We start from the raw sequence: 25,428 nt of genomic DNA on the forward strand, positions 1-25,428 counted from the left end.
AAAAAAGCACATGACAGAAGAAAAAAATCTTCTGTCATGTGCTTTTTATTTATCAAATCTATTTCACTTTTATTGCCTTCTTCGGGCACATCTCCTGGCAGCAGAAACACCGGATACATTTTTTATAATCGTACACAGGCGCTTTATTTTTTCCATTCCGGAAATCTACTGCCTTTCCCGGAACCGGACAGCTCTGGACGCAGATTCCACAGCGGACACACTTATCCGGTTCTATATAAGGCTTCTTCTGAAAAATATTTAAAGCTCCTGCCATTCTTGTCCAGATATTCTTGCGCACCTCTGTCCGATCAACATGAAATTCACGATTTCCATATCTCTCTACAGCCTCTGCCATGGAAATCTCTCCCTCCGGAGTTACCAGTGTGATCTCCTCTTCCTTCCAAGTTCCCAGCCCCATCTTTTCGCCATGATAATTGGTAGGTACCAATTCCGGTTTCAGATGAACCAACCTGGCAAAAACGCTGTCCAGAGCCACTGGATCTGTAGACATTAATATTACATTCATGGAAACAGGATCACCGGATCCCGGTCCGTTTCCTTCCATGGCCACAATCCCATCCATCACATACAGCTTCGGTGCTACACACCGGTTCAGATCGATCAGCATTCTTGCAAAGCTGTCGGCGCTTGGGTACTGGGTATGTCCTTTGGCTTTATGAAGGCCATAGACAAAGCCATAGCTGTTTTTCACAGCCCCGGTAATTCTCTCAAGTGCGTGAGTTTTCATTTTGCTCAGGGAAATCACACAATCCTGCTCCAGCAGTTCCTTTGGCAGAATAAATTCCCTTGCCTGGATTCCCTGAGGATAATCCACCTTGATTCCCTCTGTATAATCAATGGCCGGAATCTGATATTTTTCCAGATAAGTATCCATTCCGGTCCCACGGATCACCGATTTTGTGCTTCCATGTCCACAGGAATCCGCAAGTACAATATTTTCGTATCCCTTTTCCCTGAGGATTCTGGCAAATGCCCCTACTACCACCGGATGTGTGATCACTGCCTTCTCCACTTCCGCCTTTTTCAGCAGATTAGGCTTCAGCAGGATTTTTTTATCCATAGAAATCAAGGACTCTATCCCACCCAGAAGAGAAAGCCCTTCCTTCAAAAGCGCATATATTTTCTCTTCGTCATATTCTGCACAGGGAAGAAGCACTACCTTACTTTTTTTAATCATTTCGCCGCTATCTCCTCATATCCGATAAGTCCACCTGACGCAGGGCCCTGCGAACCGGCAGAATACATGCAGGCACTACAGAGAGACAGTCCACTCCCATTTTCAGGAATTCCTCTGTAAGGGCAGTGTCTGCCGCCAGCTCTCCGCAGATACATACTCGTTTGTTCTCCGCATGTCCTGCATCGATCACCATTTTTATCATCCGCAGAACTGCCGGATGATGATCATTATATTTCTTGCGAAGCAGGGGATTCTGTCTGTCCATAGCCAGGGTATACTGGCTGAGGTCATTGGTTCCCAGACTGAGAAAATCAACTCTTCTGGCCAGTTCTCTGCTGATCATCACTGCTGCCGGAGTCTCGATCATAATTCCTGTTCGGATATTTTTATAGGGAATTCCTCTCTCATCCAGCCCATTGGTAACCTCTTCGATCATAGCCTCGATCTCATCCATCTCTTCCTCAGAGCTGATCATGGGAAACATAATAGCCAGATTTCCATATTCACTTGCCCTGAAAATAGCCCGCAGCTGAGCCTTGAACATTTTTTTGCGGTCCAGACTAAGCCGTATTCCTCTGTTGCCCATGATGGGATTGGTCTCATCCGGAATATTCAGATATGCGGCCTGCTTATCTGCTCCCAGATCTGCAGTACGGATCACTGCCAGCCGGTCACCCATAGTCTCTGCAATCTTTTTATATGCATGAAACAGCTCGTTCTCTCTGGGATAATTCTCCCTGCCCAGATACTGAAATTCACTTCGCAGAAGTCCAATTCCCGCTGCTCCGTAATACAATACACTGTTCAGGTCATCCATATTTCCGATATTGGCATATATTTCAACTCTCATACCATCCCTGGTAAGATCCGGTTTTTCCCTGAACTTCAGAAGCTCCTCTCTTTCCTCCAGATCTGCCTGTCTGCGGATTTCATATTCCTTCTTGATCTCTTCGTCAGGATGAATATACAGGGAGCCTGTATAACCGTCCACGATGGCCAGCTGTCCGTCCCACTCCGTATCTGTATCAATTTCCACCAGAGCCGGAATATTCATGGTTTTTGCAAGAATGGCAGCATGGGAAATATCAGAGCCATGATGAGTTACAATGGCCAGTATTTTCTCCTTGTCCATCTCCATCAGCTCTGTAGGAGTAATACTTTCTGTTACAACGATCACCGGTTCCTCCCCCAGATCGATCCTGGGAGAAATCCCTCCCAGAATCCCGATAAGCCGTTCTGATATCTCCCTGATATTATCCAGCCTCTCTTTGATTGCCGGCTCTTCCAGATTACGGAAGGTAGATATGATCTCATCTCTGGTAGTCATCACTGCATAGGCAGCATTTACCTTTTCATTCTGAATAATACTTTCAATCGCCCGCTGGAAGCTTTTTCCCTCCAGCAGGTTCTTTTGTTTCAGAAAAACCTCAGCCCGGGATCCCTGCACAGAGCAGTTTTTCTCATACAATTCCTTCAGCTGGTCAATGACTTTTGTACGGGACTGACGGAAAAACTCCATCTCAGCTTTTATATCTGTAATTTCATACTGCCGTATCTGATATTCACTTTTATGATAATAAAGTATCTTACCTATGGCAATTCCGGAAAAAGCCACAGTGCCCTTGTAAATATCCATTTTTTCTCTCCTTAGTCGCAGGCAGCCTTAAATTCTGTCCAGTTTTTCTGATACTGTTCATCTGCTTCCTGACTTACATTCTGGATAATCTCACCCTTCTCCACACTGTCCGGTACTACCAGATCCGGATTCACCAGTTCATCTGCAGCCTTATTGGTATTATAAAAGCCTATGTAATCCATACACTTGGCTGCAACCTCAGGCTCCATAATATAATCCATAAAGGAATAAGCTGCCTCCTTATCCGGTGCCTGGCTGGGGATAAACATTCCCATAATTCCAAATCCAAGCCCTTCCTCAGGATAAACCACCTTCAGATCCGGATTCTCAGCCAGAGCAGCCGTTACCTGGGAAGTATAGAGAAATGCCACACTTGCCTCACCGTTGAGCAAAGCATTCTGCGTGTTGTCATCCTGGATCAGGCGCACATTGGGAGCCAGCTCGAGAAGCTTTTCCCCAGTCTTTTTGATGGTGTCAACATCCTCCTCATTCATGCTCCCTCCCATGGAAAGCTGAGTGATACCATTGATCACACGATAATTGGCTATCAGCGCAATACTGTCCTCCAAAGAAGGATCCCACAGATCACTATAACCTTTAATCTCTATATCTACCTGATCTGGATCATAGACAATCAACGGAATTCCCGCACCATAGGGAACTGTATATTCATCATCCGGATCATAAAACTGTCCCTGATATAAGGAATTAATATTTCCGATATTTTCCAGTGATTTTTTATCAAGCTTTTCTGCAAGTCCCTCTTTAATAGCTGTTTCCAGTATATAGTCATCGGCGATCACAATATCATAATCGCCCCCTTTTGCCATAGCAAGCTTCTCAAGCATGGTTTCATCTGTATCAAAATTGGAATAGATTACCTTCACGCCTGTCTCTTTCTCAAAATCATCCAGAACTTCCTGGGGAAACATTCCCTCCCAGGTAAAAAGAACAAGCTCCTTGTCATCTCCCGCACTTTTAAATCCTGTCAATGTACTTCCTGTCACTAATGCGCACAAAAGAACCGCCAGTATTCTTTTCTTCATGTCAATCTCCTTTCAGATTTATGATCACTTTGCTTTTACCTTGGTCCACAGCTCTGCAAATTTTTGCTTAATCTTTGGCTTCTGGTATGCAAAAATCTCATTTTTCGGATTCCTGATGTCAGGAATATAAGAACTAACCCCTGCATAGGTTCCATCCTTCATCTCTTCATAAGCACTCTTTACAGTAGAAGTATACCCTACTTCCTCAGTATTGGAAAGAGCAGATTCATCGTTGATCATAAAATTAATAAATTCATGAGCCAGATCTACCTCACTGCAGTCTTTGGTAATTACCATTGCATCATACCAAATATTAGTTCCCTGATCCGGTGTGAAATAATCCAGATTTGGATTTTCACTGATGATATAAGAAGCATCTCCCGAATAAACTACAGCCAGGGCTTTATTTCCTGAAATCATATTGTCGATTACATCATCCCCTGCATAAATAGGATCCATAGCATCTCTCTGATTGATCAGCCACTGATAGGCTTCCTGGATTTCATCCATATTTGTAGTATTCATGGAATATCCCAGAGCCTTCAGAGCAATCATAAAGGAATCTCTCTCTGAATCATACATGTAAATATTTCCCTTGTATTTCGGATTACAGAGAAGGTTCCAGCCATCCTTCAGATCCTGTGGATCCACCACTGTTTTATCATAAAGGATTCCCACAGTTCCCCAGAAATAAGGGCAGGAATACCGGTTGCCCGGATCATAGCTCTTATTGGTCACATCCTTCAGCAGATTTTTCCGGTTGGGCAGTTTTTTCCAGTCAAGAGCCTGAAGATACTCTTCTTTGATCAGTCTCTGGATCATATAATCTGAAGGAATAAGCACATCATAGGTCTCACCGCTGGAAAGCTTGGTATACATCATCTCATTTGACTCAAAAGTCTCGTATACGATGGTACAATCATATTCTTTTTCGAAATCCTCCAGCAGGGAAAGATCCATGTACTCTCCTGCATTGTAAACTTTCAGCACATGAGTGGACTGTGCCACGAATCCCCATTTAATCAGCCCTGCCGTAACAGCAACAACCAGAACTGCAGAGACAATTTTTACTGCTTTCCTGTTCAGCTTCCTGGCTTTATTCTTAAACTTCGGAAGCAGATTGGCCAAAAGCAGTACCACGATAATGACTACGATCACGATAGTTGACAAAGCATTGATCGTCGGATTGATACGTTTTGTCATATTATATACAACAATAGAGATATTCTTTACACCATTTCCTGATACGAAATAGGAAATAACGAAATCATCAAATGACATGGTAAATGCAAGCAGCGCGCCTGCAAAAATACCCTCTTTGATCATGGGCACGATAACCTTTGTCAGAGCCTGAAAAGGTGTTGCCCCAAGGTCCATGGCTGCATTTGCCATATTCGGATCCAGAGCCCTTACCTTCGGATAAACGCTGGTAATTACATACGGGGTACAGAACGCAATATGTGCCAGCAGCATAGTCAGATATCCTTTTCGAAATCCCAGAGAAGAGAACAAGAGCATCAGACTGATGGCTGTTACGATCTCAGGATTCAGGATCGGGATATTATTAATATTCAAAAGCAGTTCCTTGATTACCTTCTTTGATTTGGATAAACCGATCGCTGTAATGGTTCCAAGTATTGTAGAAACAATGGTCGCAATGATCGCAATGGTAACAGATACATAAACTGCCTTAATTACTTCCCCGTTACCGAGAAGTTCCTGATACCAGCGCAGAGAAAAGCCTGTAAATCTGGTCAGTGACTTAGATGAGTTAAAGGAAAAGATCATCGTCACCAGAATCGGCAGGTAAAAGAAAGCAAGGCAGAGTACTACATATAACATTGAGAAAAATTTATTATTACGTTTCATGCCGTCCTCCCTTATTCATCTTTATCCATCTTCTTCATCAGGCTCATAAAGATCAGAATGAGCACAGCCAGAATCAGAGAAATCGCACTTCCGAAGTTCCAGTCACCAACTGAGATAAACTGAGACTCGATCAGGTTACCGATCAGCATGTACTGTCCGCCTCCGAGAAGTTTCGGAATAACGAATGTGGAAATAGACAGCAGAAATACCATCATGATTCCATTAAGTACGCCGGGGATGGACAATTTCCAGATAACCTTTGTGAAGGTCTGGAATTTATTTGCCCCCAGGTCATAGGCAGCCTCGATAAAGGATTTATCCATTTTGCTCAGGGATGTATGGATCGGGATGATCATAAACGGCATAAAGTTACAGACCAGACCAACCACTACGGAAAAATCCGTATACATCATTGTCACCGGGGAAATCCCCAATAATCCAAGCAAATGGTTGATGATACCATTGTCTGACAGCAGGTTCATCCATGCATAGGTACGCAGAAGCATATTGATCCATTCCGGAATAGTTACCAGCAGAATCAGAAGACCCTGGGATTTCTCCGGACATTTGGAAATAATATATGCCAGCGGATAGCCAAGTCCCAGACAGATGACCGTCGTCAGGATTCCAAGCTTAAAGGACTTGAAAATAACGCTCATATACGTAGCTTCCAGGAATTTGCGGAAATTCTCCAGGGTAAAGGAGAACGTCAGCACCTCGTTTCCATCTTCTGTAAATGCATATAATGCGATCAGTATCAGCGGGATGACAATGATCACAAATGCCCACACAAGATATGGTTTGATAAGATTTCTGTACTGTTTCATCAGTAGCTTCCCATCTTACACATAACATGGATGTCTTCAGGCCCGAATTTCAGTCCCACTTCCCTTCCGACTTCCGCATAATCTGTGGTATGAACCATATAAGTACGAAGCTCTGTCTCGATCAGGATCTCATAATGCACGCCCTTGAAGGTAATATTGCGCACGATTCCCCTGATCTTTGCCTGACCGGGATCTACGATATCCAGATCCTCAGGTCTTAATACAACTTCAATCTCTTCATTATCTTCAAATCCCTTATCCACACATTCAAACTCAAATCCGTCAAAAGCAACCAGATAATCACGGATCATGGTTCCCTCGATAATATTAGATTCACCGATAAAGCCTGCAACAAAACGGTTTTCCGGCTCATTGTAGATATCTGTAGGAGAGCCAATCTGCTGAATCTCACCGTTATTCATAACAACAACCGTATCTGACATGGACAGGGCTTCTTCCTGGTCATGGGTAACATAAATGAAAGTGATGCCAACTTCCTGCTGGATCTTCTTTAATTCTACCTGCATCTGTTTACGGATCTTTGCATCCAGTGCACCCAGGGGCTCATCTAAAAGCAGAACCTTCGGCTCATTTACCAAAGCTCTGGCAATGGCCACTCGCTGCTGCTGTCCACCGGAGAGCAGAGTTACATCTCTTTTCCCAAAGCCTTCCAGACCAACCATCTTCAGCATACGCTCCACCTTCTGGGCGATGACAGTTTTATCGACCTTCTTTAGATTCAGCCCGAAGCCGATATTCTCCGCCACATTTAAATGAGGAAAAAGAGCATACTTCTGAAACACAGTGTTAACCTCTCTCTTGTACGGGGGAAGCTTGGAAATCTCAATCCCGTTAAACAGTACTTCTCCGTCACTTGGTTCTTCAAAGCCTGCAATGATTCGAAGGGTGGTTGTCTTTCCACATCCGCTGGGTCCCAAAAGCGTCAGGAATTCCTTTTCGTAAATATCCAGATTGATGCCGCGCAAAACCTGCTGATCATCAAAATTCTTGGTCAGATTTTTTAACTCAATCAGTTTGTTCATCATCTTTTCCTTCCTCTGAATGTATTTTTCTCTGTTTTTTATAATCCGGCTGTTCCAAAAGCATTGACCGGCTGTTCAGAATGTTCCTAAAAGCTATATCATTTATTTTTTCTTCTTTGTTATCAGTGAATAAACAATAAAAATAACCAGTGTAGCTGCCAGCAGAATGGTACATAACGCATTGATCTCCGGCGTCACCCCTGTTTTCAGCTGTGTGTACACCTTGATCGGCAGCGTAGACAGACGGGGTCCGTTTACAAAGATACTTATTACCACATCATCCATAGACATGGCAAACGCAAGCAGCGAACCTGAAATTACCGCCGGCATAATTAAGGGCAGCGTAATATCCCGGAAAGCCCGAAAAGGTCCTGCACCCAGATCTCTGGCTGCCTCTTCCAGTGCCGGATCCATGCCTGCCAGTCTTGCCTTCACTTCCATCAGAATATAAGGCACACAGAATACCGTATGACCTATTAACAGTGTCAGCATGCCAAAGGGCAGGTTCAGCATATAAAAGAACGCCATCAGCACCATACCAAGGATGATCTCCGGTATCATTAACGGCAATATGGAAATGTATTCCAGCGCCCCTTTTGACTTCCAGTGAATCCTTGATAACCCAACTGCACCCAGAGTACCGATCACTGCACTAACCAGACAGCTTAATACCCCAAGGATCAGACTGTTCACCAACGCTTCCAGCATTGCCCTGTCATGGATCAGTTCCTGATACCATTTCAGGGAAAAGCCCGTAAATTTCACCGGCAGTTTGGATTCATTAAAGGAGAAAACGATCACTACCGCGATAGGGAGATACATCAGAAAGAAAATCAGCCCCATATAAAATCCGGCAAATCTTGAATTCTTTTTCATCCGATTCCCTCCAGTTCTCTGGCATTTGTCACTTTCCTGTAGATCATGATCAGTATAGTTGTAAGTACCATCATCACCACAGCAAGTGCTGCTGCAAAGGGCCAGTTACTTCCTCTTGTCATCTGATCCTGGATCAGACTTCCCACAAGTACCACTTTATTTCCGCCCAGGATATCTGCAATAAAAAACAGTCCCATGGATGGCACGAAAGTCAGAATCACACCCGAAAGCAGCCCGGGCAGTGTAAGTTTCAGTGTTATGGTAAAAAATGCCTGCAGTCTGGATGCCCCAAGATCTCTGGCAGCCTCCACATAAGACCAGTCCAGCTTCTCTGCGCTGGAGTATACAGACATGATCATAAACGGGAGAAGTACATAAATCATACCGATTACAATTGCCGGGTAGCTGTACAGGATAGACAGAGGTTTCTCAATGATCCCAAGTTTCATCAATACAAAGTTCAAAAGTCCTTTTTTCTGCAGAATAATAATCCAGCCATACAGACGGATCAGGGAATTTACCCAGAACGGCGTAGACAACAGAAGCTGTGCCTTTTTCTTTCTGTGCTCCGGCAGCCTCGCCATGAAATACCCGAACGGATAGCCGATCAAAGCGATCACTATCGTACTGGTAAATGCCAGCTTCAGTGATTCCACAAATGTATTCAGGTATACAGGTTCCAGAATATTTCTGTAATTGTCCAGCGTAAATTTCCAGGTCACCCCAAATCCTCTGGAGGGCGTAGCAAAACTAAGCGCCACCATATAGATAAGGGGGCATACCACAAACACAATGGTAAAAATATACAGTGGAAGTGCCATCCATGCAGAACTGTCAGAACGGTTTCTACGCTTCTTCATGAATATCCTCCCTGTCTACCAGTACTGCATCTGTCGGCAGAAAACTGCATCTTACTGTCTGGCCTTCTGCGACGGATGCGTCGATTCCGTATCTGCTGGCGATCAACTGTGTACCATCACTCAGCTTCAGAGTTACACGAAGCTGACCTCCTGCGAAATTCTTCTCTGTAACAGTCGCCTGTAAACCTGATACACTATTCTTATTATGTGCATCCAGACTTCCGTCTGCCACACTTATATCAACAGCGTCTCTGTAATCTGTACCGGTATCACCGATTACAACAGTTTCCTGTAACAATATATTTTCGCTTCTCACAGCCAGAGTTACTTTCTCTCCTGCTGACAGGTATTGTTTTCCCCCTGTATCCTGCTGACTTGTTTCAAGCTTTACAATTACCCTGTCATTTCCGATTTTTACAATGGCGTTCTCTCCCTGAATACTCTCTGCAACTCCATGCAGGATATTGGCATTTCCTACAAATGTTGCTACATAACTGGTTTTTGGATGATTATAGATCTCATCCGGTGTTCCGATCTGCTCAATACGTCCGTCCTTCATCACCGCGATCCTGTCAGACATGTTGATAGCTTCTTCCTGATCATGAGTGATATAGATAAATGTAATTCCCAGCTTCTTCTGCAGATGCTTCAATTCTATCTGCATCGCACGGCGAAGCTGCAGATCCAGTGCTCCCAGCGGCTCATCCAGAAGCAGTACTTCAGGATTATTCACCAGTGCTCTTGCAATGGCAACTCTCTGTTTCTGACCACCCGAGAGTTCGGAAGGCTTTCTTTTTTCATATCCTTCAAGCTGTACCAGTTCCAGCATCTGAGAAACTTTTTTCCTGATCTCACTCTTTGGAACTTTTTTCAGTTTCAGGCCATAGCCAATATTCTCCGCAACATTCATATGCGGAAAGAGCGCATAATTCTGAAATACCGTATTCACATTCCTCTGGTTCGGCTCCAAGCCTGTCACTTCTCTGCCGTCCAGCCAGACACTTCCTGCATCGGGCTGTTCCAGACCGGCAATGATCCGAAGTGTAGTGGTTTTGCCGCATCCAGATGATCCCAGCAGTGTAATAAACTCACCCTTGCTAATTTTGAGACTGATATTGTCCAGAACGGCTTCCTCTTCTGTAAAGCTCTTTTTTATTTCTTTTATTTCAAGTGAAATCTCTGCCAACTTTACTCAGCTCCTTTCATGTCCTCAATCTTTTTACTGCTGTTTCTTTTGGTCGGTTTCCATTCTATATCATGCTTAAGTACTGACACTATTGCCTCCCAACCGGATAATAACACCCAAAACGGAAACAGCAGCATTGCTTTCACACCAGGCCTGATCTGTAACGATTCTTTTTTTAATACAAATAGTGCCATTAATTCAAATACCAGATATGTAATGATAAGTGCAATGGCACCATAGATCACCTGTCTCACCCGGATACCATGTAATATGGCATCCAGTATCCATAAAACCAATCCAAATGCTGTCAGAAGAACAACCGGATTCATCACCAGATCCATATACTGTTTCAGTCCAGACATTCCATGTGTAACAATTGCCTTACGAAAATCGTGTCTGTACTTTCGATAACACTGGGTATCACCAAACGCCCATCGTTGTCGCTGGATCAACGCATCTTGCATTTTTTCAGGCATTTCCGCATAAATCACAGCTTTCGGTGCAGCAACCAGTTTTGCCCGATTCAAAACCATAAGACATGAAAATTCAAAATCATCCACAATTGTATCAATCTGATGAAATAAACGCCGCCATGGGAATTTGAATGCATACCCACTTCCATAAACATTTACCGGCAAATTCAGCCGGTTATCGGCCATAGAATTACAGCACATAAGCACATGGTACAACATCCCTGACAACTGGGAAATTATATTCGTATCAAAATTTTTTGATGCATAATATCCGGAAGCGCAATCAGCTTGTGTACCATCCAGCACATCATTTATCTCTGCCAGAAAATTTTCATCCACAAGTGCATCTGCATCAAATACCGCAACATATTCAAACGCATCTCCATAACGTTCTTCCACTATATCAAGGCCATAGGATAACGCATGAATCTTAAACTCCCCATCTGCATTTCGAATGATTACTTCTGCCCCCGCATTTTCTGCCATTTCTGCCGTTTTATCTGTACAGTTATGAGCAACTACAAATATTTTATAGCATTCCTGTGGATATTTCTGTCTGTTCAGGCTATCAATTAACTGTACAATGACCTTTTCCTCATTTCTTGCCGGAATAATAACTGCAAAAGTATGTGGTCTGGCATGCGGATAGCTTTTTTCCGGAATCAAATTCCCGAATATTGCAATAGCTCCCAGCCATAGAGCATATAATGTAACCATAGAGGTCAATACTATTGCCGTAATGCGAATTACAAATAATATAATACCCACATCCATCTGCTTACCTCCAATACTTATTCCCACACTAATTTGAAAGCAAATCCCTGACTTCAATTCTTTTTATTTTTCCTGAAACAATCATTGTAAAAATACAACAAAAAATCACAACAGCTAATCCTATGCCGGCAATTAAAAGCCAGGGGATTTCAAAATTACATTTCTGAATACCAATCCCCATTAACAGACAACTCATAATTAAATTAAAAGTCAGACCTGAAATAACACTGCCAATCACAGTGGCAATTATAATTCCCGGCAAATAAGTCAATACAGTATGAAGCATCAAAGTTTTCGAAGAATATCCAAGCGCTTTCATAATACCATAATCATCTTTTTTACGTTCCAGCAGATTCTGGATTAAAATATACAAAATAAGAAAAACCATCACCAGGCTAATGGTAATCATCATTCCACAGAGCCATTTTATTCCTGAAAAATAAATTTGCTTAAGCCCTTCAAGATTAGATCGCATATCAGACAAAAACAGAATTGGATTATCTCTGGCAAGTTCTTTATTAAAATGCGCCACATCTGTATCCTTATCTAAATAAATATAATATCGATATGTCTGTAACGGGATAATTTGTTCACAACACTCTTTGGTAAGAGCAATATCATATCCAAGATACATGGCACTTTGAAGAAAACCACAAACTTTAAGTTTTGCCTGCTTTCCTGCTATGCTTACGGAAACAGTATCCCCTATCTCTATTCCATTTTCTTTTGCAAACTTCCCGCCAATTGCAGCTTCTCCTATAGAAGATGGCATTTTACCAAGATAACAATAGGCGGTATTGGTGAGCCGTTCTGCATCCTCTATCACAACTGCCGAAAGATATTCTCCTTCCTCACTGCCAGCCTGAATCACCTGATAACCGACATAATTTTTCACTTCCGGATTTCTATCAAGATTGCTGCAAATCTCTACACAGTCCCGATCAGAAATAACAATAGAGGAATCTGCAAATTCTCCCAGGACAAAGCTGGCAATTGTAACATCATTTATCAGAATATTCTGCAAAAGTGATGCACCAAATGTACATAAAAACACCGACAAAAACACAGCCACAAAAATTAATATATTCTGACTCCTGTTCGCACACATTGACTGTACCGGAATTGCGAGATTTAAGGGCAATCTCAGATTTCTGACTGTAATCTTATTTTGTGTCGAGTGAGAAGACGCTTTTGCCGAACGAATTGCATCAAGGGGTGTAATTTTATGAAGTTTCTGCATGGACAGAAATACCGAAAATGAAACACTGAAAAGCAACGTACCAATAGTAATTAACGCTGGAAGTAAAATAAAATGTTCCCGATAAGGCATACCTGTCTGAGTTTCCAAAATATGATTGAAAAGCGGAAAAAACAAATACGATGCGGCAATTCCCAAAACAGTCACAAAAAATACCAATAGTATGACTGCAGGAACAACAGAAAGAATCATGTCATGGCTGGTATATCCAATTGCTTCCAGAATTCCAAACATTGATTTATGATCCGAAATATACAAAGCTATATTAGATGAAACAATAAATACAGTCAGAACGATCAACAGTACAACCATTCCACCTATGATCGCCATACTTATTGTTTCCATAACATACCGCCCACCAAAAACAGCATCGTACTTATTGGTAACTGCAACTGTTGTTCCCGGTATTCCATTAGTTATCTCATCCGAAACAGTCATTTCCATTTTCCGATTGTCACCTGGACTTTTAAGACGAATACTACACAGCAGGCTTTCTTTTTCAAAATAATTGCTTACCTCAGTTTCCATCCCTTTTGAAAATAAAATTACCATATATCCACAATTTTGCGTTGCGGACATAGCATTCGAAAAAAATCCCACAACAGGCAATGAAAGATCGTGACTGCCATCAGACACTGTAAACAAGTCTCCAATTTTATAGCCTCCACCTATTTCAAAAATATAAGGCAGAATAACCCCATCTTTTCCATCTTCTCTGGAAAGAATTTCTATTTTTCCAATTTTCTTTTCTGTCCCTTCCCCTTCTGGCATATAACATAAATGTGACTCTAACGTTTGCCCATCATAATCAAAATTACACCATGCATAATAAACTTTATTGATTTCTATTTCTGTCAGCTCTGATTTTTTCGATAAAATCCTACTTGTTTCACGCTCCAGCAAATCAAAATCTGCATTCTGCCCAACAAAAGAAATATGTTCTGCATGTAATGCACGATGCTGCCTTACAAAATTTTCCCGATAATCAGTCAATAAAATCAAGAATAAATTCATCAAAACTGAAATTAAAAAAACACATAATACAATAAACGCAATTTGACTTTTTATATTTTTAAAAAATGCTTTCAGAATCTTGATTCGTTTATTCATGTGTTTTACCACCTCATTGCTTCCAGGAATTCATTTACTTTATTAATTCTGCCAAAATCATCCATACCATATGGCTCTAAACGAAATTCCCCCACAATATTCCCGTCTTTTAGATACAAAATACGATTAGCACGAATGGCTGTCTTTATATCATGTGTAACCATAATAATACTCTGGCCTGCTCTGTTAAAAGATGTAAAAATATCCAGCACTTCTTTAGAAGACTGGGAGTCCAATGCACCCGTAGGTTCATCCGCGAACAGCAATTCCGGTGAGTTGATCAGTGCACGCACAATTCCTACCCTCTGAGCCATACCTCCTGAAATCTGAGAAGGATATTTTGTACGTGCATCCGGAGCAATTCCTACCTGATTTAATAATCTTTCTGCCGCATGAATTACCTCTTTTTTCTTGTTGCTGCCCAACAGACCACTAATCAATATATTATCCATTACATTCATACTCGGAATCAGACAATTATTCTGAAAAACAAATCCGCAATGTCTTTTTCTGTATTCTGCAAGTTGATTTACATTCATATTTACAAGATTCTTTCCGGCCGAAAGAACCCTCCCATCTGTTGGTGTATCCATTCCAGATAAAGCATATAACAACGTCGATTTTCCAGATCCACTTTCTCCCATAATGGCTGTAAAATCCCCCTGAAAAAAATCAACACTGATTCCTTTCAGAACCCGATGCATTCCATATTCTGTGCTGAAAGATTTCTCCAGATTTTCTGTTTGTAATATAATAGAATTCATATTAATATACTTTCCTTCTGATCTTAGATTTCAAGAACGATCATCCATCCCAACAGGCATTTGATCTCTAGAAACTGATTTCAAAAAGTCTTGCCATAACAGGTTTGTCATAATGAACAGTCAGTATATCTTTGTCAAGCTCAAAGGAAACAGGCTCCTTTTCCGGATATAAGCAGGATACCTTTAAGCCTTTCCCTGCAAAGGGAAGACTTCCCAACGGAATGGATAAGCTGTCCTCTGTACAGCTGATACCGGCATTCTGATATCTGTCATTATTTTTCCCTTCCATCTGATGTTTCCATACTGCAAGATAAGCTTTATTTTCCAGTTGCAGTCCACCGCATACCCACAGATCTTCATTATCTGCAATATCCAGGGGCCAGAAAGGCAGTGCCTGCCTGATATCCTGGCAAATGGTCTTATAGCAGTCAATTCCTTCTTTTACCAGTGCAAGACGTTCCTGGGAAAGCTCTGCCAGATGACCGCTCTGATGGATACGGAACAGCATGGCATTGACCATATTATAAATAACCTCTTCTTTGTCTCCCTGACGCATCGGATAGGACCAGATCGCAGCCTGCTCCGGAGTCACTCCAGCCGGAGAATTTGCTGCTATGGTAGCAAAATTGCGGTAATCCTCCTGGTCAGAGGTAGACTGGATACTGTATCTGGAAAGCAGTGCATAATCCATGCGAAGTCCTCCACTGGAGCAGTTTTCAATTACCAGATCCGGGTAGCGTGCAAATACACCATCCAGCCAGTTAAGATATGCTTTTTCATGCTCCAGGAGGCCCTGTCCCACGCTTTCTGCACCAATCTCTGTACCAATTCCAGGCTCTATATTGTAGTCCATTTTAATATACCCTACACCATATTCCTTCACTACACGGTCTATGACTTCATTCACATACTCTATGACTGCCGGGTTTCTAAAGTCCAGCTGATATCTGCTGCGGTCATAGACTCTCTTTCCATGGCGCACAAAAAACCAGTCATCCGGTACTTTTTTTGCCTTCTCACAGTTAATTCCCATAACCTCCAGTTCCAGCCAGACACCGGGAACCATTCCTTTTTTACGGATGTAATCTGTCACTTCTTTGATGCCATTTGGAAAACGGTCCCTGCATTCCTTCCATTCACCGACACTGTCCCACCATTCTCCCGGTGCATACCATCCGGCATCGATCACATAGTATTCACAGCCACATGCTGCAGCTGCATCAATAAGCGGAAGCTCCTTTGCAGTGGTAGGATCTCCAAACAGACAATTCATGTAATCGTTAAAGATTACCGGTAAATCCTCATCATCCTTATTCGGTCTGCGGATCATACGGCGATATCTGGTCAGCTCTCCCATTGCCTGTTCAAAGCTGTCATCTGCCACACCCACAGCAACCGGCACAGACTCAAAGGCTTCACCGGGTGCAAGGTTTTTGAACCAGTGGGACTGTATCTCCGTAGGTCCGCTGACACATACATAGAAATGGGTATTCTGATCACTGATTTCATAATGCCAGGAACCATTATGTTCAATCTGCCAAAATAAGCTGGTATGAGCTTCTTTATTCTCTACATAGCCTAATGGCAGGTACTTCTTTGTAGACCAGTGTCCGGTATTAGTCACCTCCAGAATCTGAGAGGTACGCTGATACACTCCCGGCTGTGTCTGTGCCAGTCCCACATCCCCAAATGTAAATTCCCTGATGCTCATTTCCTTCTGCCATCCATTATAAGGAATGCGTACTCTCATTTTGGCATCTGAATTGCTTTTGCCTTCTTTTTCAATTCCTGTATAACAAAAAGAGGAAAGATATTCCAGGCACTGTGTGTCCTCACCTTCATTTATGATTCTGTTCTTCATGCGGACTACAGAAGTCCCTTTGTAAAACTGCATTTCTGTTTCCAGGCGAACGTGAGTCACTGTCCTGTCCTCCTGGTAAACAGTGATTTTACGTCCAATCTCATTGACACAGTCATCCATGCCTGCATATGTCAATAAATATCCCGGCGCAGTGCAGATATGTTTGTTTCCATGTTTTTCATAGGGCCTGTCATAGCCTGCCAGATTCACCTGTACAAGCTGAAAGGCCTCATCGATCAGCTGATCACGCCTTGCCAGATCCTCTGCTTTACATTCCGGTCCAAATTTACAGATATCCTCTTCACAAAAATCCGCCTTTGAAAAATGAAGCAGCTTAATCTGATTCCTGTCTGTAATTCCAAAAACAATATGAATCCCATTTTCATTTATTTTAATATACTTCATACTTGATAGCTTTCCCTTTCACTTATCTAATAGTGCCTATATGATGCAATATTATAAACTTCTGACCCAAAAATGTCTATGAAGAATCTATGATTTTGCCGATTTATTTTTTCTTTACAATATATTCCTTTTTTTGTTTTGATCTCTCTGTTTTTATTTATCTCAAAATGTTATAATTCATTTTGAAATATCCAAAACCAAACATTCCAGCTTAAGAAGGGAGACATTCTTATGGATTTCATAAAAGAAGCACTTTCCATGGGTTTTGCAGATGCAGCGATCATGGATACAAAGGACCTGGTATTTGTACCGGAATACAGACAGTTCTGCCAGGATAATCTCTGTGGAAATTATAATCTGGTTCCTGCATGTCCGCCTGCCTGCGGTACTGTAGAAGAAATGCAGGCAAAAGCATTGAAATATGAAAAAGCACTGGTTCTCCAGACTGTTCTGAAGGATCCGATCATGGATCCGGTTCTTTTCAAGCAGGCAAAGCATGCACAGAATATCCTTACAGAACAGCTTGCCAGACAGATGCAGGAAGCAGGAAAAAAAGATATCCTGATCATGAGCGCAGGACCGTATAAAAACTGTTCCTGTATGTCCGCCTACAGTGTAGATGCACAGAAAATGGCTGATGCAGTCGGTATGGTCTGCTGGGCAGATGATTCAGATGTAAGATTCTTTACACAAATCCTGTTTCATGAAGACTGAGCATGATTCAAAAAGGCTATCGCACTGAATTTTTTTCTGCGCGATAGCCTCTTTCTCATTCTGCATGGTCTGGTCCGTAACTCTTTCAGTTTACTGAAAAAGATAATTTTTCCCTTCGTTATAAGTTCCCTTCATTGAAAATCGAACAACTAATTTCCCTGTCATCGGATCTTCAATACCTATACTGATCTTATATTTCTTTCCGGCCAGTGAGATCGGCTTTTTTACCTGCATTCTTGTTTTTGTCTGTAAAGTTTCTTCCGGCAGAAGTGATTTTAACGAAATGTCAACCGCTTCTTTTTCAAGACTATTTCCATCCTCATCTTCTACCAGAACCCATACAGGCCAGTCTTCATAAAATGGTGCAACTCCATCATTCTTCCATTTAAGATTCAGGCTGACATACCCCGGCATCTGAATAAGGCTTGCTTGCGAAATCCACAAACGATATCCCATGCTTCCTAAAACTTTCCTATAACCGTTTTCATAAGTTTTATCCGCTACTTTCGGTCCAAGAAAAGTAGTATGTGCTTTCTTTATCAGATTTATTGTCTGATCCAGATTTGTGTCAAGCAACTCTTTCATTGTAATTGAACTTGTAAACTCACCTCCGGAAGGAAACTTTTTCCAGAAGTCTTTCATTGCGGATAACCCTTTTTTCTCATGAGTCTGGTCAAACTCACCGCCTTCATTGATCCAGCGAAACCATTCCTCTGTGCTCTCTGGCTGTCCGGTCATATCGTTGTAGAGACCTGTTCCATAATGTTCTCCCTCACTAAAAGGTCTTCTCATCAGTATCATGGAATCAGGGAAGGCCTCTGTCCATGGAATCATATAACGTTCTCTTACAGATTCTTCTGGCAGACTCTGTATTCCTGCGGAAATATTTACATGCCATTCTCCCCAGTGCCCCAGACTTCCAAGTTCGATATAACTGACCAGTCCATCTCTGCCAAAATGCTCTCCAAGTGCATTAACTGCCCTTTTGTGATATTGTATCATCTGTTCATTATTATAATCAGGAGCATATCCCTTTCCATACTCCATATCATACCAGGTTCCCGCATGATCAGTTTTGTCATATAGCCATTGTGGAATGTCCATATGCTTTTCCTCCCCGGGAATATCACACACAAACCTCAGTACCAGGTGTTTCCCTTCTTCTCTCCATCTGTCAGTCTGATTTTCTCTTTCGATTTTCTCCCAGTCATATTTTCCTTCCTCCGGTTCCAGTTCAGCCCAGGTAATATCCATATACAGTAAAGATATATCCTCTCCTATTGTTTCTTCCCAGGCACAAGGTGCATATCCCATTAATGGATTTCCAAAAATTTCTTCTGTTTTTTCATATATCTGAGTTTTTCTTCCAAATACCATCCATACTCCTGCTGCTATAATAACTAAAAGTCCAAAAACCAACAGAACCAGAGATCGTTTCTGACATTTAGCCATGATATTCTCCATTATACTGAATCAATGTAACATCTTCCACTCCACTGATATCCCGGATTTTTTCCATAAACTCCATATCATTCTGTCTGCAATATATTTCCACTGCCATTTCTGTTTTTTCATTGCGCATAGTTTTTGATTTTACGAAATATTTTCTTTTTCCAAAACAGCGGATAATTTCATCTCCCGCCTGAGTTCCCTGATAATGAATCACTGCAATATAAATTCTTCCATTTTGTTGTTTGTGATAAAACAGGGTGATCATCAGAATGATAATCACAGCTGTCAACAGAGTTAATGCATACATACCTGCACCGGCTGTAATCCCCGATGTGATTGCCCAGAACAGATACAGAAGATCCATCGGATCTTTAATTGCTGTACGAAAACGTACAATAGACAATGCACCAACCATACCAAGAGAAATCACAATATTGCTGCTGATCGCAAGTGTTACCATACAGGTAAGCACTGTCATTCCCACAAGTGTAACTGCAAAACTTCTGGAGAAAATAACTCCAACATAAAATTTCTGATAAACCAGATAAATCACACTTCCCAAAATCAAAGCCACTGCCAGAGCAGCCAATATCTTAGGTATATCATACTGACTGAACATTCCTGATTCCAGTACAGATTTTTTTATCATATCCTGTACACTCATCTTATCATCCTCCCCTGTGTATCATACCAATACTCAAATCCATTCATGTACCGCGTTTTTTCATAACACAGTACATATTTGGAAACTGCTGTAAATTCTGCTGCCTGCGGCGGCAGAAGATTTCTCAGAATCTGAGGCAGCATCTCTGTAAATTTCACTTCCATGATCAGTTTTCCCGGTTCCAGTACAGATAAAGCCGGAAGCGTACTGTCGAAAATGTCATAGCTTCCAACAGCAGCTCTGACATCTGTATCAAATGTAATCCTGACTGTTCCCTCATCCATGATCCATGGTTCTCTCTCGTAATCTACGATTGTTCTCGGCCGCATCATATTACTCATACATTCTATATAAAATTCCCTGCAAAGATTATACGGGCTTTTCAGAAGAAATTCATACTCGCCGGAAAGAATTTTTTGCACCTCATCTTTTGTCAGCGGGGCATCTTCTTTATAAATATAACTGCCGAACTTCTTTTTTCTTTCCAGCTTGATACTTTCAGCACTATAATTATAAATTCGTATCCTGTATTTCTTCCTCATAAGAACGCCGCTTTCCTTTTCTTCATATGCACTGTTCCAGTAATCATCAAAATACAGGCTCCGTATCAGATATCCTCCATTTTCTGCATGAGGATCCAGTTTCATAAGTGGCTTCATCCGAAGATTCAGGACTTCTTTCTCACTGGTACTGATAAGATATTTCCACTCGTTACGAAAACGTTCTTTCTTCCTGTCAGCCTTCTTCATAATCGTCTTCCTCTACCGTACTATCTTCTGTTATGTAAAAGCACCTCATACCATAATATTTTCCTTCATCTGTTACATAATAATCAAATGCATCCTGCGTTTTTCCAGATGTATTTGTTGCTCTTACTCTCACAAAGTACTGTCCTGCGTCCGGAAGGTCCATCTCAGCTTCCGGAACAGTCAGTGTTGTATTCTGATAGATCACATCCCGGAATAGATAATCTCTTGCAACCTCTACAGAATACGTAATGTCCTCTGCGTCCAGATCATAAGATACATCCCAGTTAAATTTCAGCTTATCACCGTCTATTGTCGGAACACCTATATAAAATGGCATTGGTGTTTCCAGACTTTCCAGATATAACTGGTAGTTCTTCTCTGTCTCATCAGGAAGTGATGCTGCAATCTGATCGTATTGTTCAGATGTAAGCGGTTCATACTCTGCATCAGGCATCGAATATAAATAGGGCTTCAGTACATTCTTATAGCTCTCTATCTTTGATGTTAGCATATCTTTGTTCAGATATTCTCTCAGATCCAGAATGGCATCATTTAATTTTTCCCGGAAAGACCGTGACTTCAGACATCTTTGAAACAGAATATTTCCCCAGTAATTACTGATTCCCTTTTCCCAGCTGCTCTGATCCGAATAATTCTTTAATTCATATTCCGGTCTCTTCAGACAGGTATCATTATCCCAGGCAATAAAGTACCAGATATCTGAATTCAGAGGACTGTATAAATAAACATTTCTGTTCTGTGTGTCTACGTTTCCCATCAGAATCTGAAATGCCATCCAGTAAACAATATTTTCTTCATCAAAATGTTCTTTCAGTACATCTTCAATCCCTATAGAGTAATCATTCAGATCTGTCAGCATATCGATCAGTTTGGCATGATCTGAATCCCCTTTTATTTCCAGCATTTTTTCAAAGGCTGTCTTATCATATCCTGCATCATCTTCTTTTTTTATAATATCTTCGTAACGATAAAATTCAAAAAAATTAATCTTATACAATTGTCCGTTTGAATCCAGTCCATGACTCTTTAATGCCGTCTTATTCAGTTGTTCAACCTGTGTATAAATTCCATAATCCTCAAATTTTCCACCTGATTCTTCTGTATTATCCTTTACATACAAATGCACAAACTGTGTACGTAAACCAACCATCTGAGGAATTCCCCTGATCAGATCATATGCCAGCTTATTTCGAAAGCGCATTCCTTCTGTCATATGTTTATTCAGGTTAATGGTTCTCTGGCCTCTCCACGTTCCTTTATTCTTTTTTAACTCAATTTTATAATTTTTTTGTGCATTCTGGCTGGATGTCTGGCCTCTGATCTGAACAGTTGCATTAGGCACGCTTTCTCCATATCCAACTTCCCCTTGTGTCGGTCCATTCTCATCTCCCACCTGCAAAAGTCCTGCCACCTGATATCTCTCCACTCCCATATCTTCGTAGTCATAAACAGAATAGCTGTTGATTTCCTTCCATGTATGATATGTATTTTCGGATGAATTTCCCTTAGATACAGTAAGATACATGGTAACAACACTGGTATCATCATCATTTTCATACAAAGAATCCTTATCTCTTAAATGAATCTCATTGATTTCTTCTTTCTCTGCTTTTTCTGCCTTTACCTGTTCTGTTTCGTTATCTTCCTGTACTGTCTGATCCTGCGAAGAGTTTCCCGCTTTTTCCAGAGTGCAGCCTCCACAAAGAGAAAGACTGACTAATACTGCACTTATCAGATTTATTTTTTTAATTCCTGTCAACGTTCGTTCTCCTTTCCAGTTTCTCATCCATAAAATATCCGATTCTGGTAAATATCCCCGATTTGTCTTCTGCTACCACCGGCTGTATGCTGAGAATATAATATGGCAGACGTCTGGTATAACATTCCAGACGGATCATAACTATAAAATAAAACAGTACACATCCTGCAAGAAACCCAAAACCATAATATACCTGCGGACAAAACAGTAAAATCACAGTAAACACAGAAGTTCCCACGGCAAAAATTACAGAAGCAGCCAATGCTCCCCTGTAATCTGTAAAATATAAAAGAAGCAGAAGCATCGTATTTGCAACTGCATAAATGCCGTAACCAACACAAAGTGTCCGGAAATATCCATACATCAGATCATTAAATCCCAAAGGAAGGTACTTCAAAAGACTCTCACCTGCTGAAATCGCCAGTGCAGTAGTCAGTAACTGCTTCAAAGCGGTATATTTCAATTCTCTGTTCAGTACATCCAGCATTTCTGTACCGGCCTGCATAATATCCTTAATGGTTCCCCCATCATTGAATAAACTGTAATAATTCCTGTATTTCGGATAAAAATTAACTTCTACAGAAACCACAAAATTTACAGTGGTGATCAGAATTGTCAGAAATGCGATCAATGCCGGTACGTCATGAGACGGTGCCCCATAAAAAAGTCCTTTTACCTGTTTCCCCAGCGGTCCGGCCCACATGATCACAAGGTGGGCAAACAGCCCGATATTAATGCAGAGTCCTGTAAATGCCAGCGGCAGAAACTCATCTGCCCACCTTAAAAATAAGAATGCACTGATATCACTTTGTGGAAAATACTCATACAGTAAAACAACATCCCATAAAAGCATGATCCCATATCCAATGCATACCGCAGCCATCAATGCTTCCACATGAGAAATTCCCAGAAACAGCAATAAAGCTCCCGAAAGAAAAGTAACAACGATTGCAGCAAGAAAGGATAACATAATTCCTCTGTAATCTTTAATAGCAGTAAGATAACTCATCGCATTCCATGTAACGATCAGTTCTCCAAACAACTCAAAACATAAAAACTTATCTATAAGCCCAACTCCGGAAAATATCAGAAAAATCCCATATAAAATTCCTCCTGCAATGAGCATTAAGCCTGTCGAACCCCAGAAAGATGACAGAACTGCCTCATTTTTTTCTTCATAAAGCATATCTGCAATAAATCTTGTTACTACCATTGACAAGAAACTGGTTACCGTCAATGATGCAAGAAGTGTATATGTGATCATACAGACCAGTAATTCTCTGCTCTGTTTCGAAGCACCTGTCCTGTCACACAAAAACATAACACCCAGCAGAAGGACGATCCCCAGCAGCATGGGACCGGTACAGATAATCCCTGCATATCCATAGGCGCGGAAAGAAGCAAACAGCCCTCTTCTGCTGAACAGTTTTTTGAGTTCAAATCCAATCCCTGCCATATGCTTTCTCCACCTCCCTGTAAAGTTTTCTGTATTCACTGATCATGCGCTCATGCCTGTAATATGCCTTAGTTCTTGCCTGTCCGCTTTTTCCCATTCTGATCCGTCTTCTCCTGGATTCACACATTTTTTCCATAGCGAAAGCAAGTCCATCCCTGTACATAGGCGGAACGCAATAACCGGCACATCCAAAATTATCTCCTTCTTTTCCATTCAGAAGTTCCCGACAACATCCTACATCAGTGGTTACACATGGGCGTCTGGCTGCAAATGACTCCAGCACGGATAATGGCTGTCCTTCTGATATACTGGTAAGAATCGTAAAATCCAGTTTTCTCATATACTGTACAATATCTACCCTTCCTGTAAAAACAAGATTTTTGATATCCAGCTGTTTCACCAGTGCATAACACTCATCTGCATATTCCTCGTCATCTACCCCTCCCAGAATATGAAGTCTCACATTCTCCATTCTGGATGAAAGTTCATAAAATGCATATATCATAGTCTTTATATCTTTAATGGGTGCGAGACGGACTACCGCACCTATGTCTACCCATCCATCTTCCTCTTTCAGAGGGATCTGTGACAACCTGTCATAATCAATACCATTTTCAATTACTCTGCATTTCTCTGCATCACAGCCAATCTGTATTTGCGTAAGCATCGCATTTGTAAATAAACTGGTTACCCGAAAAGCCCTTTTATAAATTGCTTCTGATAACATATAAAAGAAAGAAATCCACTGTTTTTTAAATGATGGGATTACCCATTTTGCCCTGATGATCTCTTCCTCCCTTTCTCTTGTGTATATCCCATGCTCTGTAAGTAATACCGGTCTTCTGTAAACATATCCTCCAAGGCAGGCAAGAAGTCCCCCGTATCCTGTTGAAATCGCATGATAGGTATCTGCCTGAGGAACCTCAGAACCCAAAAGATATAAAACCGGAAGCAGCATGGAACGCATTGTATGAAACGCGTCCGCAAATGCAATATACGGATATTTTTCCAGACAGCTCTCTGTTAATATATTTAAAAACTGCTCACTTTTCAGAAATGACATCGGATTCATTTTCCGGTCGTGATATAAATGAAACAATACTTCCCAGTCAGGATGACTGCATTCCATCAATTCTCTTAGACTCTTTGTTTCTTCTTCCGAAAAACGATTGATTCTGTGCAGCTGTCCTTTTTGATTTCCATGTTCCTTCAGTTTTAATGCATCATCCAGAAATACCTCATGGACTTCCACCACATTATCCGGCAGTTCATAGACAAATTTTCCACGGTCACATGCATGTGCTCCTATCACCCACAGTACAAACTGATGCTCTTTCATAACAGTGATATACTGATGCATCCATGTAGAAACTCCACCATGCACATACGGATAACAGCCTTCTAAAACCAGACAGATTCTCAATTCT

General features: G+C 41.4%; 20 protein-coding genes. 1 reads left to right on the top strand and 19 read right to left on the bottom strand.

Features of this window, described 5'->3' with window-relative positions; all coding sequences use genetic code 11:
- Positions 1-58 precede the first annotated feature (58 nt).
- The 13 genes from ACTNC6_RS05305 to ACTNC6_RS05365 form a co-directional block, all read right to left on the bottom strand.
- On the bottom strand, positions 59-1,198 hold the full coding sequence (locus tag ACTNC6_RS05305; RefSeq protein WP_441043388.1) for a DUF362 domain-containing protein: 1,140 nt from the start codon (positions 1,196-1,198) through the stop codon (positions 59-61).
- A 7-nt stretch (positions 1,199-1,205) separates the two neighbouring features.
- Positions 1,206-2,834, bottom strand: coding sequence for a phosphoenolpyruvate--protein phosphotransferase (gene ptsP / locus ACTNC6_RS05310; RefSeq protein ID WP_441034312.1), 1,629 nt, complete (start codon positions 2,832-2,834; stop codon positions 1,206-1,208).
- Between the two features lie 11 nt (positions 2,835-2,845).
- The gene (locus tag ACTNC6_RS05315; RefSeq protein WP_441043389.1) at positions 2,846-3,880 is read right to left on the bottom strand and encodes a polyamine ABC transporter substrate-binding protein; all 1,035 of its coding nucleotides are present in this window, start codon (positions 3,878-3,880) and stop codon (positions 2,846-2,848) included.
- 24 nt (positions 3,881-3,904) lie between these two features.
- Positions 3,905-5,749 (bottom strand): extracellular solute-binding protein, encoded by a 1,845-nt coding sequence (locus tag ACTNC6_RS05320; RefSeq protein WP_441043390.1) that lies wholly within the window; start codon positions 5,747-5,749, stop codon positions 3,905-3,907.
- Positions 5,750-5,760: 11 nt separating this feature from the next.
- Complete coding sequence (locus ACTNC6_RS05325) at positions 5,761-6,576, bottom strand: ABC transporter permease (protein ID WP_441043391.1); 816 nt, start codon at positions 6,574-6,576, stop codon at positions 5,761-5,763.
- On the bottom strand, positions 6,576-7,622 hold the full coding sequence (potA, locus tag ACTNC6_RS05330) for a spermidine/putrescine ABC transporter ATP-binding protein (protein WP_020993963.1): 1,047 nt from the start codon (positions 7,620-7,622) through the stop codon (positions 6,576-6,578). Before potA ends, ACTNC6_RS05325 begins: the two co-directional genes overlap by 1 nt.
- 99 nt (positions 7,623-7,721) lie before the next feature.
- Positions 7,722-8,495 (bottom strand): ABC transporter permease, encoded by a 774-nt coding sequence (locus ACTNC6_RS05335; RefSeq protein WP_008703473.1) that lies wholly within the window; start codon positions 8,493-8,495, stop codon positions 7,722-7,724.
- Entirely contained in the window at positions 8,492-9,355 is an 864-nt protein-coding gene (locus ACTNC6_RS05340) for an ABC transporter permease (RefSeq protein ID WP_441043392.1), read from the bottom strand. The genes ACTNC6_RS05335 and ACTNC6_RS05340 overlap by 4 nt, the downstream gene beginning before the upstream one ends.
- Positions 9,342-10,541, bottom strand: a complete 1,200-nt coding sequence (locus ACTNC6_RS05345) for an ABC transporter ATP-binding protein (protein ID WP_441043393.1) — start codon at positions 10,539-10,541, stop codon at positions 9,342-9,344. Before ACTNC6_RS05345 ends, ACTNC6_RS05340 begins: the two co-directional genes overlap by 14 nt.
- 2 nt (positions 10,542-10,543) lie before the next feature.
- Entirely contained in the window at positions 10,544-11,788 is a 1,245-nt protein-coding gene (locus tag ACTNC6_RS05350) for a glycosyltransferase family 2 protein (RefSeq protein WP_441043395.1), read from the bottom strand.
- Positions 11,789-11,816: 28 nt separating this feature from the next.
- Complete coding sequence (locus ACTNC6_RS05355) at positions 11,817-14,156, bottom strand: FtsX-like permease family protein (RefSeq protein ID WP_441043396.1); 2,340 nt, start codon at positions 14,154-14,156, stop codon at positions 11,817-11,819.
- Positions 14,157-14,161: 5 nt separating this feature from the next.
- Positions 14,162-14,920 carry an ABC transporter ATP-binding protein gene (locus ACTNC6_RS05360; protein WP_441034326.1) on the bottom strand — a complete coding sequence of 253 codons (759 nt, stop codon included), beginning with the start codon at positions 14,918-14,920 and terminating at the stop codon, positions 14,162-14,164.
- Between the two features lie 67 nt (positions 14,921-14,987).
- Positions 14,988-17,186 (bottom strand): glycoside hydrolase family 36 protein, encoded by a 2,199-nt coding sequence (locus ACTNC6_RS05365; protein WP_441043397.1) that lies wholly within the window; start codon positions 17,184-17,186, stop codon positions 14,988-14,990.
- Positions 17,187-17,417: 231 nt separating this feature from the next.
- On the opposite strand from ACTNC6_RS05365, the gene ACTNC6_RS05370 reads away from it, so the two are divergent.
- Positions 17,418-17,900: a DUF2284 domain-containing protein gene (locus tag ACTNC6_RS05370; RefSeq protein ID WP_441034330.1), complete on the top strand. Its 483-nt coding sequence runs from the start codon at positions 17,418-17,420 to the stop codon at positions 17,898-17,900.
- A gap of 90 nt (positions 17,901-17,990) precedes the next feature.
- Here the strand turns inward: ACTNC6_RS05370 and ACTNC6_RS05375 are convergent, their stop codons facing one another.
- Genes ACTNC6_RS05375 through pelF form a run of 6 tightly spaced genes read right to left on the bottom strand, consistent with a single transcriptional unit; the run spans position 17,991 to position 25,424 of the window.
- On the bottom strand, positions 17,991-19,352 hold the full coding sequence (locus ACTNC6_RS05375; protein ID WP_441043398.1) for a DUF4832 domain-containing protein: 1,362 nt from the start codon (positions 19,350-19,352) through the stop codon (positions 17,991-17,993).
- Complete coding sequence (locus ACTNC6_RS05380) at positions 19,345-20,016, bottom strand: DUF4956 domain-containing protein (RefSeq protein ID WP_120062551.1); 672 nt, start codon at positions 20,014-20,016, stop codon at positions 19,345-19,347. The genes ACTNC6_RS05375 and ACTNC6_RS05380 overlap by 8 nt, the downstream gene beginning before the upstream one ends.
- Positions 20,013-20,765, bottom strand: a complete 753-nt coding sequence (locus ACTNC6_RS05385) for a polyphosphate polymerase domain-containing protein (RefSeq protein ID WP_022380433.1) — start codon at positions 20,763-20,765, stop codon at positions 20,013-20,015. Before ACTNC6_RS05385 ends, ACTNC6_RS05380 begins: the two co-directional genes overlap by 4 nt.
- Entirely contained in the window at positions 20,752-22,545 is a 1,794-nt protein-coding gene (locus tag ACTNC6_RS05390; RefSeq protein ID WP_441043399.1) for a CotH kinase family protein, read from the bottom strand. Before ACTNC6_RS05390 ends, ACTNC6_RS05385 begins: the two co-directional genes overlap by 14 nt.
- Positions 22,532-24,001, bottom strand: a complete 1,470-nt coding sequence (pelG, locus tag ACTNC6_RS05395) for an exopolysaccharide Pel transporter PelG (protein WP_441043400.1) — start codon at positions 23,999-24,001, stop codon at positions 22,532-22,534. Before pelG ends, ACTNC6_RS05390 begins: the two co-directional genes overlap by 14 nt.
- Positions 23,982-25,424 carry a GT4 family glycosyltransferase PelF gene (gene pelF, locus ACTNC6_RS05400; RefSeq protein ID WP_055053382.1) on the bottom strand — a complete coding sequence of 481 codons (1,443 nt, stop codon included), beginning with the start codon at positions 25,422-25,424 and terminating at the stop codon, positions 23,982-23,984. The genes pelG and pelF overlap by 20 nt, the downstream gene beginning before the upstream one ends.
- Between the last annotated feature and the right edge of the window lie 4 nt (positions 25,425-25,428).

The organism is Blautia sp. HCP3S3_C4 (assembly GCF_052064095.1).
Classification (GTDB): Bacteria; Bacillota; Clostridia; order Lachnospirales; family Lachnospiraceae; genus Blautia_A.

Coding starts and splice junctions, on each gene's coding strand:
- ptsP (WP_441034312.1), bottom strand. CDS start 2,834: ATGGATATTTACAAGGGCACTGTGGCTTTTTCCGGAATTGCCATAGGT.
- ACTNC6_RS05360 (WP_441034326.1), bottom strand. CDS start 14,920: ATGAATTCTATTATATTACAAACAGAAAATCTGGAGAAATCTTTCAGC.
- ACTNC6_RS05365 (WP_441043397.1), bottom strand. CDS start 17,186: ATGAAGTATATTAAAATAAATGAAAATGGGATTCATATTGTTTTTGGA.
- ACTNC6_RS05315 (WP_441043389.1), bottom strand. CDS start 3,880: ATGAAGAAAAGAATACTGGCGGTTCTTTTGTGCGCATTAGTGACAGGA.
- ACTNC6_RS05320 (WP_441043390.1), bottom strand. CDS start 5,749: ATGAAACGTAATAATAAATTTTTCTCAATGTTATATGTAGTACTCTGC.
- potA (WP_020993963.1), bottom strand. CDS start 7,622: ATGATGAACAAACTGATTGAGTTAAAAAATCTGACCAAGAATTTTGAT.
- pelG (WP_441043400.1), bottom strand. CDS start 24,001: ATGGCAGGGATTGGATTTGAACTCAAAAAACTGTTCAGCAGAAGAGGG.
- ACTNC6_RS05335 (WP_008703473.1), bottom strand. CDS start 8,495: ATGAAAAAGAATTCAAGATTTGCCGGATTTTATATGGGGCTGATTTTC.
- ACTNC6_RS05305 (WP_441043388.1), bottom strand. CDS start 1,198: ATGATTAAAAAAAGTAAGGTAGTGCTTCTTCCCTGTGCAGAATATGAC.
- ACTNC6_RS05370 (WP_441034330.1), top strand. CDS start 17,418: ATGGATTTCATAAAAGAAGCACTTTCCATGGGTTTTGCAGATGCAGCG.
- ACTNC6_RS05380 (WP_120062551.1), bottom strand. CDS start 20,016: ATGAGTGTACAGGATATGATAAAAAAATCTGTACTGGAATCAGGAATG.
- ACTNC6_RS05375 (WP_441043398.1), bottom strand. CDS start 19,352: ATGGCTAAATGTCAGAAACGATCTCTGGTTCTGTTGGTTTTTGGACTT.
- ACTNC6_RS05325 (WP_441043391.1), bottom strand. CDS start 6,576: ATGAAACAGTACAGAAATCTTATCAAACCATATCTTGTGTGGGCATTT.
- ACTNC6_RS05355 (WP_441043396.1), bottom strand. CDS start 14,156: ATGAATAAACGAATCAAGATTCTGAAAGCATTTTTTAAAAATATAAAA.
- ACTNC6_RS05385 (WP_022380433.1), bottom strand. CDS start 20,765: ATGAAGAAGGCTGACAGGAAGAAAGAACGTTTTCGTAACGAGTGGAAA.
- ACTNC6_RS05350 (WP_441043395.1), bottom strand. CDS start 11,788: ATGGATGTGGGTATTATATTATTTGTAATTCGCATTACGGCAATAGTA.
- ACTNC6_RS05340 (WP_441043392.1), bottom strand. CDS start 9,355: ATGAAGAAGCGTAGAAACCGTTCTGACAGTTCTGCATGGATGGCACTT.